This window comes from Actinoallomurus bryophytorum, assembly GCF_006716425.1.
In the GTDB taxonomy this organism is placed as follows: Bacteria; Actinomycetota; Actinomycetes; order Streptosporangiales; family Streptosporangiaceae; genus Actinoallomurus; species Actinoallomurus bryophytorum.
This window is the reverse complement of sequence record NZ_VFOZ01000001.1, coordinates 876,519-889,236: the sequence shown is the minus strand read 5'-3', so window position 1 is coordinate 889,236 and position 12,718 is coordinate 876,519. Positions and strand designations below refer to the sequence as shown.

Below are 12,718 nucleotides of genomic sequence, written 5' to 3'. Positions count from 1 at the left end.
CGATCTCACGTCGAATGGGTCATGAACGGCATAGGGGTTCGGCCACTGGGCTCCTACGATCTGCTCGAGGCGGTCGGGGAGGGTGCCACGTCCGTCGTTTACCGCGCGTCGGATCCGTTCGGTCGCGTCGTCGCGGTGAAGGAACCGCGCCGCGAGCTGGCGGGGGACCCGGCCATCCGCCGCCGGCTGGCCCGTGAGGCGCGCACGATGGCACGGGTACGCAGCCCGTACGTCGCCGAGGCGTTCGACGCGTGCCTGACGGGGGAGCGGCCGTTCATCGTCACCGAGTACGTCCCCGGGGTGCCGCTGCGCGACCTCTCGGCGCGGTTCGGCCCGATGCGGGGAGAGGCGCTGACCGTGTTCGCGGGGCGCTTCGCGCAGGGGCTCGCCGCGATCCACGGGGCGGGCGTGCTGCACCGCGATCTCAAGCCGGGCAACGTGATGGTCATCGCGGGCGCCCCGAAGATCATCGACTTCGGCATCGCGCAGGAGTCGCACGCCGCGCAGGTGACCCAGCCCGGCATGCTGACCGGCACGCCCGGCTACGTCGCGCCCGAGCTCATCGACGGCGGGCGCTCGAGCGAGGCGTCCGATGTCTTCTCGTGGGCGGCGACGGTCGCCTTCGCCGCGACCGGCCGCCCGCCGTTCGGCGCCGGATCGCTGCACGGAGTGTGCTTCCGCGTACTCAGCGGCGCCGCCGACCTGGGCGGTGTCCCGGAACCGGTCCTCTCGCTGCTGCGGCTCGCACTGCGACGCGACCCGGCGACACGGCCCTCCGCGGCCTGGCTCTCCGCCCGGCTTACGCTGGGCGAACCGAGGCGCGCTTCGTGACGTTGTCCTGATTGGCACCCGCTTGACCCCACATGCACGGGTATCGTGGCGGAACTATGGAGGGGGTAGACACGTCCGGGCAGATGATCGGCCGTTACCGCTTGCTCGAGAAGATCGGGGAAGGCGGCATGGGGGTCGTGCACCTGGCCACCGACGCCCAGGGGCGCCAGGTGGCCGTCAAGGTGCTGCGTCCCGGCGTCGCCTCCGACCAGACCGCGCTGCGCCGGCTGGCGCGCGAGGTCGACTCGATGCGGCGGGTGCACAGCCCGCACGTGGCCGAGATCGTCGACGCCGACGTCACGGCCGAGCCGCCCTATGTCGTGACGCAGTACGTCCCCGGGCGCACGCTGGAGCAGACCGTGCGCGACCGTGGCGCGCTGCGCGGAGTCGAGCTGCAACGGCTGGCCACCGGCCTGGCCGACGCCCTCGCGGCGATCCACGCGGCCGGGATCATCCATCGTGACCTCAAGCCCGGCAACGTCATGTTCCTCGACAACGGGCAGCCGGTCGTCATCGACTTCGGCATCGCGCAGGGCGTCGACGCGACGCGGCTCACCGCCACCGGACTGGTCATCGGCACCCCCGGCTACCTCGCACCGGAGATCATCGAGGGCGAGGACGCCGCCGCCCCTGCCGACGTGCACTCCTGGGCCAGCACCATCGCCTTCGCCGCGACCGGCCGCGCGCCCTTCGGCTCGGGCACCTTCGAGTCGATCTTCTACAAGATCATGGAGGGCAAGCCCGACCTCGACGGTGTGCCGGCGGCGATGATGCCGCTGGTCCGCGCCGCGATGGCGCGCAACCCGGCCGAACGCCCGACGGCCCAGGCGCTCATCGGCCTGGCCTCGCGTCTCGACGTCGAGGCCACGATGTTCGACAAGCCCTCGGCGCCGCACACCAAGCCGCTCACGGCCGTGGCCGCGCCGCCGATGGCGAACCCGCGCGACTTTCGCGGTCAGCTGCCGCCGGTGGCGCCTCCGCCCCAGCAGCCCCCGCCGCCGTACGGCCGCCGGCCGTACCCGCAGCCGCCTCCGCCCTCGGCGTCGCGTGAGCGGCCGCCCGACGCGGGACCGAAGCCCGACGAGCCCAAGCCGTACGGCCTCTACCGGCTTCTCAGCTTCATCCTCCTCGCCGGCGCGGTGGGGCTGGCCATGGTCGTGCCGTCGGTCGCGGTGATCATCGTGCTGATCGTCCTGCTGCTGCTGCGGGTGGCCGACCGTGCGCACCAGACCCTCACCTCCAAGCGCACGCGGCGTGGACCACGTCCGGCCGACGTCGCCGGGGTGATCGTGAAGTCGCCGTTCTCGGTGGTCCGCGCGGGCCTCGTGATGGCGCTGATCAGCCCGGTCGGCATCTTCGCGGCCCTGGTGGTGCTGGTCATCGCGCTGGCGTCCAAGAGCGAGATGACGACCGCGCGCGCCCTGTCGTTCAGCGCCGCGGCGTTCATCATCGTGCAGTGCCTCGGGCCGGGCAGCCAGCCGGCCCGCGCTCAGCTCGCGCGCATCTGGGGCGCCGTCGCGCCCCGGCGCGACCGCGCGCTGATCGTCGTGGGCGTCGTCGCCCTGCTCACCTTCTTTCTCGTGTCGTTCTCGCTGAGCCAGACCCCGGAACTGCGGCCCTTCAACTTTCCCCAGTTCAACCACGATCTGGCTCACACGCGGCATCAGATCCGCCAGTTGCTCGGGCACTGATCGCGTACACGTGCCGTGACGCCGGTGGAGGGCTCCGACACGGAGCGCGCAGGTCCGTACCGCCTGCTGGAGTTCATCGGCGAGGGCGGCATGGGAGTGGTACGCCGCGGGCTCGACCATCGAGGCCATGAGGTCGCGGTCAAGCTGCTCAAGCCCGAGCTCGCCGTGAACGCCGACTTCCGCCGCCGGCTGGCGCGCGAGGTGGACACGATGCGGCGCGTGCGCAGCCCGTACGTCGCCGAGGTGCTGGACGCCGACGTGTCCGCCGAGCGGCCCTACGTCGTGACGAGGTTCATCAAGGGCAGCCCGCTGGATGACACGGTCCGTGCCAGTGGACCGCTCTCCGGCGAGGCGCTGCGGCGTCTGGCGGCCGGCCTGGCGGAGGCGCTGGTGGCGATCCACGGTGCCGGCGTCGTCCACCGCGACCTGAAGCCGACCAACGTCATGCTCGTCGGCGGAGTCCCCGTCGTCATCGACTTCGGCATCGCGCACGCGGTGGACGCCACCCGCCTCACACGCCTGGGGCAGGTCGTCGGGACGCCCGGATACATGGGACCCGAGATCATCGAGGGGGCGACGCCGGGACCGGCGGTGGACGTGTACGGCTGGGCGGCCACCGTGACGTTCGCGGCCATCGGCCGGTCGCCCTTCGGCACCGGTTCGCTGGAGTCGGTGCTGGCCCGTATCGCGTCGGGCCGTCCCGACCTCGACGGCGTGCCGCCCTGGCTCGACCCCCTGCTGCGCGCGGCGCTCGAGCGCGACCCGGCCCGCCGCCCGTCCGCGCCGCGGCTCGTGGAACGGATGCGCGGGGCCGGCCCCGAGGTTCCGGTGCTCCCCGCCGCCGCGGAGGAGACGCTCCCGGACCGTACGGCTCCCGCGCGCCGTCCGTCGCTCCGGGTCTACAAGGTGCTCGCCTACGTGTCGATCGGGGGCGCCGCCGCGGCCTGCGCCGTGCTCCCGTTCCTCGGCGGCGCGGGGGTCGTCGCCGCCGGGTGGTACCTGCGTGCGGGCGACTCGGCCGTCCGCAACCGTCGTGTCCCGGTGCGGACCGCCGGCGAGCTGGTGCTGGCACCCACGGGCGGCGGCCGGATCCGCTCCACCGCCATGCTCGTGCCGGCGGTGACGTACGCCGGGTTGGCGGCGACGGCGGTGGGCACCTCACTGTTCGTCCGCGAGAAGCTGGAGGGCACCGTCGCGTCCGGCGGCATCACCAAGTGGACCGCCGTCGTCTTCGCGTACATGATCCTGGCCGGCCCGCGGGTGATGGCGCCGCGCCGCCAGCTCGTACGCCTCCTGTCGGCGCTGGCACGGGACCGGCGGGCGACCGCGCGTGCCGGGCTCCTCATCGCCGCTCTCGCGGTGGGCGCGGCCGTCGCCGGCTGGGTCCTCCCGCCGTACTGGTGGCCGCTCCCGCCGCCGGACCGGGTTCTCGGCCGGCTGGCCGATCTCGCTGAGGACCTGATCCGGGATCTGGGCTGACCCGCCCTTTACGTAGCACCGTCCAGCATGACCCCCGAACGGCGTTCGCGCCGGTAATGTTGCCTGGCGATGACGTCGGACGAGACACACGCGATCCCCCTCGGGCAGCGGCTGGCGGACGAACAGGACGCCGACGCCGTGGTCGAGGGCTGGTCGCGCCTCTTCGCCTACCTGGTCATCGCGATCGTGGTGGGCTTCACGGTCGTGCTGCCCTTTTTCGGTCTCCTGCTCGCCCTGGCCGCCGCGTCCTACCTGCGGGCGGGTGAGCTGCACGCTCGCCGCCACGGCGACGAGGGCCTCCTGCGCGTGCTGGCCGGTCCGCTGACCGCCCCGCTCGACCTGGCACGCGGCGCCGCCGGCACTCTCGTCAGCCTGCCGTACGCCGCGGTGTTCGCCGTCGCCGTGCCGCTGCTGATCATGTCGGTGTCCGCGGTCCACGTTCAGGTCGCCCCGCTGGTCGGCGCCGCGTGGGGAGCGGGCGCGGCGGCGTATGTCGTCCTGGCGGCTCCCGGCGTACGCACGCCCCGCCGCCATCTGGTCCGTGTCTTCACGGCGCTCGCCGCCGAACCGCGGCGGATCGCGGTCGCGGGCGTGCTGCTGTGCGTGCTCGCGCTGGCCGCGGTGGCGGGCGCGATCGTGCTGCAGCCGAGGTTCTCGCCGGTGTACGAGCTGAAGAACTCCATCGCGCAGGAGCTTTCCAACTTCCAGCACTCGGTGCGCCAGCACGTCTCCTGAGCCCGCTCGCCCGTCCCGTGCGGTTTTGCAGGGTGGCTACTCGCGGGTAACATCATGGGCGTACAAACTGCCGGAGCCCCCCGAAGCCGAATGTCCTTCGGGTGTTTGGCAGTCTTAGGTGCGAACGCATGACCCCGCGCCGGCCCGACCGGGCGGCGCCTGTTCTTTTACGCAGGCGAGGCGGGACGGAGAGAGGCGCGTTATGAAGTGTGCAGGGAGGGCGTACACGGAATGAACATCGTCGTCTGCGTGAAGCAGGTACCCGACACGGCGACCGAACGGAAGCTGAAGTCCGGTGACAAGACCCTCGACCGTGAGGCCGCCGACGGCGTCATCAACGAGCTCGACGAGTATGCCGTCGAAGAGGCGTTGACGATCAAGGAGGCGCAGGGCGGAGAGGTGACCGTCCTGACCATGGGGCCGGAGAAGGCCGCCGACTCGATCCGCAAGGCCCTCGCGATGGGCGCCGACAAGGCCGTCCACGTGTCGGATGAGGCGCTGGTCGGCTCGGACGCCCTGTCGACGTCGTACGCGCTGACCCAGGTCCTGAAGAAGATCGGGTTCGACCTGGTCATCCTGGGCTCGGAGTCGACCGACGCGCGTACGGGCATGCTCGCCGCGATGCTGTCCGAGCGGCTCGGAGTCCCCCAGGTGACGCTCGCCAACAAGGTGGAGATCGACGGGACCTCGATCAAGGCCCAGCGCCTGACCGACTACGGCTTCGACCGCGTCGAGGCGACGCTCCCGGCCGTCGTGAGCGTGGTCGAGAAGATCAACGAGCCCCGCTACCCCTCGTTCAAGGGGATCATGGCGGCGAAGAAGAAGCCCGTCGAGAAGCTCGCCGTCGCCGACGCCGAGATCGACGCCGCCCTGGTCGGGCTCACCGGAGCCTCCACCGAGGTCGTCGACTTCGCCGACGCGCCGCCGCGCGAAAAGGGTCAGATCGTCAAGGACGAGGGTGATGGCGGCTCGAAGGCCGCGGAGTTCCTCGCGTCGAAGAAGTTCATCTGAGAGGCGGGGAAATGGCTGAGATTCTCGTCCTCGTCGACCATGTCGACGGGGAGGTCAAGAAGGTCACCTTCGAGCTCCTGACACTGGCCAGGGCGCACGGCGAGGCCGCCGCGGTCTGGATCGGGCCGGGGTATGAGGGTGCCAAGGACAAGCTGGCCGAGTACGGCGCCGCCAAGGTGTACGTCGCCGCCGACGAGGAGCTGACGTCCTACGTCGTCGCGCCGAAGGCGGAGCTGCTCGCACAGCTCGTGGCGGACAAGTCGCCCGCCGCGGTGCTGGTGCCCGCGACCGGTGAGGGCAAGGAGATCGCGGGCCGGCTCGCGGTCAAGATCGACTCTGGCGTCCTGACCGACGTGGTCGGTCTGGCGGACGACTTCGTCGGCGAGCACTCGATCTTCGGTGGGGCGATCGTCTCGCACGCCAAGGTGTCGAAGGGCACGCCTATCGTCGCCGTACGGCCCAACTCCACCGCCCCCGAGGCCTCCCCTTCCACGCCGGAGGAGGAGCAGGTGTCGGTGAGTCTCTCCGACGCCGCCAAGGGCACTCACGTGGTCGAGAAGGTCGTCCAGGAGAAGGGTGAGCGCCCCGAGCTCACCGAGGCCGCGATCGTGGTCTCCGGTGGCCGTGGTGTCGGCGGAGCCGACAACTTCAAGCTCATCGAGGACCTGGCGGACTCACTCGGCGCGGCGGTCGGCGCCTCGCGCGCCGCCACCGACGCCGGCTGGTACCCGCACAGCTTCCAGGTCGGCCAGACCGGCAAGACGGTGTCGCCGCAGCTCTACGTCGCGGTCGGCATCTCCGGGGCCATCCAGCACCGGGCCGGCATGCAGACCTCCAAGACGATCGTCGCCATCAACAAGGACTCCGAGGCGCCGATCTTCGAGCTGGTCGACTACGGAGTGGTGGGCGACCTGTTCCAGGTGGCACCGCAGCTCACCGAAGAGATCAAGAAGCGCAAGTAGCGGGGCGGCGTCCCGGTCCTCGCCGGCCGGAACGCCGCCGCGGACAGGGCAGGACCCGGGCCGGTGGCGCCGGGTCCTTGCCTTGTCCGGGTGCCGTCCGGCGCTCAGGTCTCCGTGACCATGCCGTGGCGTCGCATCAACTCCTTCTCCGTCTCCGGTGCGGGCGGCTCGTCGCCCAGCCAGAGTTCGTGCAGCTCCTCGAAGTAGGCGTCCATCGCGGGCGCGTGCAGGATCAGCAGCCGGGCCGGCTCGGGCCCGGCGTTCGCGAAGCTGTGGGAGACCCCGCCCGGTACGAGGACGAACGCGCCCGCTCCCTGCCGGGTCGTGGCGTCGTCGAGCCAGAACTCGATCTCGCCCTCGAGGACGTAGAACGCCTCGGAGGCCGCGACGTGCACGTGCTTGGGCGGCCGCCGCCCGCCCGGCGGGAGCGTGCGGTCCATGAAGGAGAACCGGCCGTCGGTGGTCGCCCGCCCGGCCTTGAACACCAGCTCGCTCCCGCGGGCGCTGTAGACCTGCCCCTCGCCGTCGGCCAGCACGATCGCGTTGCCCACCATGACTCCTCGGTCGCCGTCCGTCGGACCAGTGTCGCCCCACCCCGTACATGAGAGGACACCGGAGGCGAACGGCCCCCGGTGTCCGTGGAAAGGCGCGATCAGGCGGCGAGGCTGACGGCCTCACGCTCGTGCTCGCGTTCGCCGGCGATGGCGACCAGGCGTCGCATCGGGACGTAGCGGGCGCCGGCCGCGATGAGCAGTCCGAGTACGGCGGCCACGCCCAGCCCGACGCGCAGTGACGACACGTTCGCCAGGAAGCCGATCACGACGGGTCCGAGTACCAGGCCTCCGTACCCCATCGCGCCGACCTGGGCGACCGCGCCGGCCGAGCGGCCGGGCGCGATCGTGCCGGCGACCGAGATGGTGGTCGGGATCACCGTACAGATCGCCAGGCCGGTGAGGACGAAGCCGGCGAGCGCGACCTCGGCCGTCGGCGCCAGGACGACGACGGCCACCGCACCGGCCGTACCCAGGCCGGCGTACGTCATCAGCCGGCGGGTGCCGACACGGGAGCGCAGCCGGTCGCCCACGAGCCGTCCGGCCAGCATCGCGCCCTCGAACATCGGGTAGCCGAGGGCGCCGATCGCCTCGCCGGCGCCGAGCTCGCGGCTCAGGTACAGCCCGCTCCAGTCGGCGATCGAGCCCTCCATCATGAACGCGGCGAACGCCAGCCCGCCGACGATGTAGACCACGAGCGGAAGCCTCGTACGGCGGTCGCCGGTCGCCGCGGACACGGGGCCGTCGGGGATGTAGCAACGCCCGATCGCCAGAGTCGCGGGCAGGGCGAGCAGCCCGCCGCAGAACAGGGTCTGGCCGAAGGACAGCCCGGCCGAGGCGCTGAGCACACCGAGCAGGCCGCCCGAGATGGCCCCCGCGGACCATCCGGCGTGCATCGCGTTCATGACCGGCCGGCCATAGGAACGTTCCACAGCGCTGCCCTGCGCGTTCATCCCGATGTCGGTCAGGCCGAAGGTCATGCCGAACACCGCGACGGCGGCGAGCAGCAACGGCCAGTTCGGGGCCAGGCCGATGAGCGCCAGGCTGAGTGCGGTCAGCGGCGCCGCGATCCGCAGCACCGCGTGGCTGCCGGCCCGGGCGATGACGCCCCGCAGCCCCTGCATCGCGATGATGGCACCGATTCCCCAGACGAGGATCGCGATGCCGACAGAGCCGTCGCTCAGCCCGAACCTCGCGGCGAGCGCCGGGGTACGCGACACCCAGATTCCGCAGAGCATGCCGGCCAGGGCGAACGTGAGTACGGTGCCCAGGCGTGCACGGGAGAGGACCCGAGACGTCATGATTTCACCTCTTTCGCATTGCGCACGGAACGACCGGCGCCCGCTGGGCACCGGCTCGTCAGTTCGTCTATCGGCTGCTAAAGCTGTTCGAGCAGCCGTTCGCGCAGCTCTTCGAGCTGCGCCTCGTCGTAGAGGCCGGGGTCGTGTATGACGACCTCCCAGAGCCCCTCGGCGGCCAGCCGCGCCATCCGTGCGGCGACCGGATCAGGGTCGTCGGCCGGATCGACGTCATGCCAGCGGTGCATGGCCTCGCGGACCAGGGCGAGCAGCTCCGGATCGGCCGCGGCCGCGCTCACCGTCGCCCATCGCCGCAGGAGCCGTGACTGGTCACGGTCCATGACGACGGCCAGGTTGGCCTCCACGAAGGCGCGTGTGTACGCCCCCGGGCCGCCCGAGTCGTAGGACGCGATCAACGCGTCGAACTCCTCCACGAGCCGTGCGACGAGACCTCTGACCAGCGCTTCCTTGGTGTGGAAGTGGTAGAGCAGACCACCCTTGCTGACCCCGGCGCGGTCGGCCACCGCGGACAGGGTGAGCGCCTGGGTGCCCTGCTCGCAGAGCAGAGCCTCGGCGGCGTCGAGGAGGTCGTCTCGTTTCATGGCGCTCCCAACTATACCGTCCGGACGGTACACACGGTCAAACCGGGACGGACGCGACGTAATTCCCTCCCCGGTCGGGCCGTATGGCGGCCGGCGGAGTCGCCGTGAAAGGCCGGGTTCTCCCGTCACCTGCGGGGACGGGAAGAACGGCCGTCCAGGACCGGACCGCGGCGTCGCCGCCCGCAGAACGCGCGGATAGGCTGAGGCCGCCATGGTGTACCTGGATCATGCGGCGACCACGCCGATGCTGCCCGAGGCGATCGACGCGATGACCGCGGAGATGGCGCGCGTCGGGAACCCCTCTTCACTGCACGCCTCCGGTCGACGGGCACGGCGCGTCGTCGAGGAGTCACGCGAGATCATCGCCGAGGCGATGGGCGCCCGTCCCAGCGAGGTGGTGTTCACCAGCGGCGGCACCGAGGCCGACAACCTCGCGGTCAAGGGCATCTTCTGGGCCCGGCGCGACGCCGGCCCCGGGCGTACCCGCGTGCTCGTCAGCGCGGTCGAGCACCACGCCGTACTCGACTCGGCCGACCTGCTGGCCGAACGCGAGGGCGCCACCGTCGAGCGCCTCCCGGTCGACGAACACGGCCGCGTCCTCCCCGCCACACTGCGTGCCGCCGTCGAGCGGGACCCGGACTCGGTCGCCCTCGTCAGCGTCATGTGGGCCAACAACGAGGTCGGCACGGTGCAGCCGATCAGTGAGCTCGCCGAGATCGCCCGCGAGCACGGCATCCCGTTCCACACCGACGCCGTGCAGGCGACCGCGCTGTTGCCGGTCCGGTTCACGACCGACGCCATGACCATCACCGGGCACAAGATCGGCGGCCCGGTCGGCGTCGGCGCGCTGCTGCTGGCCAAGGGGCTCGACCCGGTCCCGGTGATGCACGGCGGCGGCCAGGAGCGCGACGTGCGATCCGGCACGCTCGACACGGCCGGGATCGCGGCGTTCGCCGCCGCGATCGGCGTCGCGGTCTCGCGCCGCACCGCCGAGGCCGACCGCCTCACGCGGCTACGCGACGACCTCATCGGGCGCATCCGCAAGGAGGTCCCGGACGCCGTGCTCAACGGCGACCCGGTCGACCGCCTGCCCGGCAACGCGCACTTCTCGTTCCCCGGATGTGAGGGCGACGCCCTGCTGATGCTGCTCGACGCGCGCGGAATCGAGTGCTCCACGGGCTCGGCGTGCTCGGCGGGCGTGGCCGAGCCCAGTCACGTACTCCTGGCGATGGGCGCCGACCTCGGCAGGGCCCGCGGGTCGCTGAGGTTCTCCCTCGGCCACGACTCGGCCGAGGCCGACGTCGAGGCCGCGGCGGCGGCGATCGGCCCCGTGGTCGAGCGCGCGCGCCGCGCGGGCGCCGTCTGAGACGCCGTTCTAAGGACGGTACGGCGCCAGCGCGGTCCAGGCCGGATCCGGCTGCGTGGTGACCTTGGCACGCCCCTCGGACCAGGACGCGGCGAGCTGGTCGATCTTCGCGACCGCACCCGACCCGGGGTCGGCGTACAGGTGCAGGGTGCGGCGCCCGTCGCCGGTCTCGTGCGCGGCGAGTACGGCTCCGCTGCCCAGCGCCTCGACGGCCGTCTCGAAGTCACGCAGCGCCGAGGCCGACGGCTCGACCGGCAGCCGGTCGGGGTTGGCGTGGGCGTACGGCAGTGCGACCGAGATGTACTGGTCGCACAGCGGATAGTCCTGCCGGTGCAGCGGGAAGCGTACGGAGACCCGCGCGGCGTGACCCAGCGGCGTACGGCCCTCGCCGACCAGCCACGCCGGCTCGCTGAACGGCGCGGAGATCTGCTCGACCACGGTCGGCAGCATGCTCGGCGGCAGCGCGTCCAGGGGCTCGTCCGCGACCGTCGTGACCTCGCCCACCCAGCGCGCGACGTCGTCCTCGCCGAGCGCCCAGTCGAGCACGCGGTAGGTGAGGGCGAGCCGGGTCTCGTCCGGGACGAAGAGAAAGTCCGGGTGGTAGGAGGTGATGTCGACGCGCGCGCGGGTCGAGTCGGCGCGCAGCCCCATACGTACGTACTCCAGGTCGAACTCGTGCTCGTCGAGCTGGAGCTTCCCGCTGAGCATCGCCGGGTCGGCCGGGCGCGCCGCGCGGAACACCCAGCCGTCGTCGGGGGCGCCGAGCAGCCAGCGTTCGGCGATGCCGCGCAGCTCGTCGACGCCGCCGCCGCTCACGGTCAGGCCGGGACCGGGGCCGATCTCCCATTCGAGATCTTTGTGTATGGCCTCGACGTACGCGGACATGTCATCCGCGATGTCGGCGGGCATCCCGTTGTCGAGCCGTCTGCGGGCCTGCGGCCACCACTCCCAGAAGCGGGCGATGGCCTCGGTGTGCGGGGCTGCGGCGTCGGGTGAACGGCGGAAGAATCCCATAGTGCCGCCAATCGTATGTGGGACAGGCCACCGAGTACGCGCGGGCGGGCGGGTTTCCCGTTTGCGGCCCGCGGTGCGTACCCTCGATAGGTCATGACTCTTCGCGTACTCGCCGCCATGTCGGGCGGGGTGGACTCCGCGGTGGCCGCCGCACGTGCCGCCGAAGCCGGTCACGAGGTGACCGGTGTCCATCTCGCACTGTCCGCCAACCCCAAGTCCTACCGCACCGGCGCACGTGGCTGCTGCACGCTCGAGGACGCCCGCGACGCGCGCCGCGCCGCCGACGTGATCGGCATCCCGTTCTACGTCTGGGACATGGCCGAACGCTTCGACCGCGACGTCGTGCAGGACTTCGTCAGCGAGTACGCCGCGGGCCGTACGCCCAATCCGTGCCTGCGCTGCAACGAGAAGATCAAGTTCCAGGCGCTGCTGGACCGCGCGATCGCCCTCGGCTTCGACGCGGTCTGCACCGGGCACCACGCGCAGCTGGTCGACGGCACGCTGCGGCGCAGCGTCGACCAGGGCAAGGACCAGTCCTACGTCCTGGCGGTGTGCACACGGGAGCAGCTCGCGCACGCGATGTTCCCGCTGGGCGACACGACCAAGGCGGACGTACGCCGCGAGGCCGACCGCCGCGGCCTGGCGGTCGCCGACAAGCCGGACAGCCACGACATCTGCTTCATCGCCGACGGCGACACCCGCGGTTTTCTCGCTTCGCGGCTGGGTGCGGAGGAGGGCCCGATCGTCGACACCTCCGGCGAGGTGCTGGGCTCACACGACGGCGCGTACGCGTACACGATCGGCCAGCGGCACGGACTGCGCCTCGGCCGTCCCGCGCCGGACGGACGGCCGCGCTACGTCCTGGACATCTCCCCGGTGACCAACACGGTGACGGTCGGCCCGCGCGAGGCACTCGACGTGCACGAGATCGTGGGGGAGCGCCCCGTGTGGCTCTCGCCGCCGCCGGACGGCCCGCTTTCATGTGTGGTCCAGCTGCGGGCGCACGGAGAGGTGTACGACTGCACCGTCCGCGTCGAGGGCGACGTGCTGCGCCTGAGCCTCGACCGCCCGGCGCGCGGCGTCGCCAAGGGACAGGCGGCGGTGCTGTACGCGGGTGACACGGTGCTGGGCTCGTCCACGATCGCGGTCGCGGTGCCGTCGATGGCGTGATCATCCGA

General features: G+C 71.9%; 12 protein-coding genes. 8 read left to right on the top strand and 4 right to left on the bottom strand.

From position 1 onward, the window contains the following. The first annotated feature begins 21 nt into the window (after positions 1-21). The 6 genes from FB559_RS04225 to FB559_RS04200 all read left to right on the top strand — a co-directional run bounded on the left by FB559_RS04225 (position 22) and on the right by FB559_RS04200 (position 6,709). Positions 22-831, top strand: a complete 810-nt coding sequence (locus FB559_RS04225; RefSeq protein WP_141953466.1) for a serine/threonine-protein kinase — start codon at positions 22-24, stop codon at positions 829-831. Between the two features lie 56 nt (positions 832-887). Further along, the gene (locus FB559_RS04220; protein ID WP_185792033.1) at positions 888-2,522 is read left to right on the top strand and encodes a serine/threonine-protein kinase; all 1,635 of its coding nucleotides are present in this window, start codon (positions 888-890) and stop codon (positions 2,520-2,522) included. Positions 2,523-2,546: 24 nt separating this feature from the next. Then, entirely contained in the window at positions 2,547-4,001 is a 1,455-nt protein-coding gene (locus FB559_RS04215) for a protein kinase domain-containing protein (RefSeq protein ID WP_141953462.1), read from the top strand. Positions 4,002-4,070: 69 nt separating this feature from the next. Further along, positions 4,071-4,736, top strand: coding sequence for a hypothetical protein (locus FB559_RS04210; RefSeq protein ID WP_141953460.1), 666 nt, complete (start codon positions 4,071-4,073; stop codon positions 4,734-4,736). A 231-nt stretch (positions 4,737-4,967) separates the two neighbouring features. Further along, positions 4,968-5,747: an electron transfer flavoprotein subunit beta/FixA family protein gene (locus FB559_RS04205; RefSeq protein WP_141953457.1), complete on the top strand. Its 780-nt coding sequence runs from the start codon at positions 4,968-4,970 to the stop codon at positions 5,745-5,747. A gap of 11 nt (positions 5,748-5,758) precedes the next feature. After that, a complete protein-coding gene (locus FB559_RS04200; RefSeq protein ID WP_141953455.1) occupies positions 5,759-6,709 on the top strand; it encodes an electron transfer flavoprotein subunit alpha/FixB family protein in 951 nt (316 codons plus the stop codon). Between the two features lie 104 nt (positions 6,710-6,813). Here the strand turns inward: FB559_RS04200 and FB559_RS04195 are convergent, their stop codons facing one another. From FB559_RS04195 to FB559_RS04185, 3 genes are all read right to left on the bottom strand, one after another. After that, a complete protein-coding gene (locus FB559_RS04195; RefSeq protein WP_141953453.1) occupies positions 6,814-7,263 on the bottom strand; it encodes a cupin domain-containing protein in 450 nt (149 codons plus the stop codon). Positions 7,264-7,361: 98 nt separating this feature from the next. Continuing rightward, complete coding sequence (locus FB559_RS04190) at positions 7,362-8,561, bottom strand: MFS transporter (RefSeq protein WP_141953451.1); 1,200 nt, start codon at positions 8,559-8,561, stop codon at positions 7,362-7,364. A gap of 77 nt (positions 8,562-8,638) precedes the next feature. Next, positions 8,639-9,160: a TetR/AcrR family transcriptional regulator gene (locus tag FB559_RS04185; protein ID WP_141953449.1), complete on the bottom strand. Its 522-nt coding sequence runs from the start codon at positions 9,158-9,160 to the stop codon at positions 8,639-8,641. A gap of 211 nt (positions 9,161-9,371) precedes the next feature. On the opposite strand from FB559_RS04185, the gene FB559_RS04180 reads away from it, so the two are divergent. Next, complete coding sequence (locus FB559_RS04180) at positions 9,372-10,526, top strand: cysteine desulfurase family protein (protein WP_141953446.1); 1,155 nt, start codon at positions 9,372-9,374, stop codon at positions 10,524-10,526. Positions 10,527-10,535: 9 nt separating this feature from the next. Here FB559_RS04180 and FB559_RS04175 read toward each other — a convergent pair whose 3' ends face one another. After that, positions 10,536-11,540, bottom strand: a complete 1,005-nt coding sequence (locus FB559_RS04175) for a DUF695 domain-containing protein (RefSeq protein ID WP_141953443.1) — start codon at positions 11,538-11,540, stop codon at positions 10,536-10,538. A 93-nt stretch (positions 11,541-11,633) separates the two neighbouring features. Between FB559_RS04175 and mnmA the strand changes: the two genes are divergently transcribed. Next, positions 11,634-12,710 carry a tRNA 2-thiouridine(34) synthase MnmA gene (gene mnmA, locus FB559_RS04170; protein ID WP_141953441.1) on the top strand — a complete coding sequence of 359 codons (1,077 nt, stop codon included), beginning with the start codon at positions 11,634-11,636 and terminating at the stop codon, positions 12,708-12,710. The last annotated feature ends 8 nt before the right edge of the window (positions 12,711-12,718 follow it).

Excerpts from the sequence above, each read along its gene's own strand:
- FB559_RS04225 (WP_141953466.1), top strand. The coding sequence starts at position 22 with ATGAACGGCATAGGGGTTCGGCCACTGGGCTCCTACGATCTGCTCGAG.
- FB559_RS04220 (WP_185792033.1), top strand. The coding sequence starts at position 888 with ATGGAGGGGGTAGACACGTCCGGGCAGATGATCGGCCGTTACCGCTTG.
- FB559_RS04210 (WP_141953460.1), top strand. The coding sequence starts at position 4,071 with ATGACGTCGGACGAGACACACGCGATCCCCCTCGGGCAGCGGCTGGCG.
- FB559_RS04205 (WP_141953457.1), top strand. The coding sequence starts at position 4,968 with ATGAACATCGTCGTCTGCGTGAAGCAGGTACCCGACACGGCGACCGAA.
- FB559_RS04200 (WP_141953455.1), top strand. The coding sequence starts at position 5,759 with ATGGCTGAGATTCTCGTCCTCGTCGACCATGTCGACGGGGAGGTCAAG.
- FB559_RS04195 (WP_141953453.1), bottom strand. The coding sequence starts at position 7,263 with ATGGTGGGCAACGCGATCGTGCTGGCCGACGGCGAGGGGCAGGTCTAC.
- FB559_RS04190 (WP_141953451.1), bottom strand. The coding sequence starts at position 8,561 with ATGACGTCTCGGGTCCTCTCCCGTGCACGCCTGGGCACCGTACTCACG.
- FB559_RS04185 (WP_141953449.1), bottom strand. The coding sequence starts at position 9,160 with ATGAAACGAGACGACCTCCTCGACGCCGCCGAGGCTCTGCTCTGCGAG.
- FB559_RS04180 (WP_141953446.1), top strand. The coding sequence starts at position 9,372 with ATGGTGTACCTGGATCATGCGGCGACCACGCCGATGCTGCCCGAGGCG.
- FB559_RS04175 (WP_141953443.1), bottom strand. The coding sequence starts at position 11,540 with ATGGGATTCTTCCGCCGTTCACCCGACGCCGCAGCCCCGCACACCGAG.
- mnmA (WP_141953441.1), top strand. The coding sequence starts at position 11,634 with ATGACTCTTCGCGTACTCGCCGCCATGTCGGGCGGGGTGGACTCCGCG.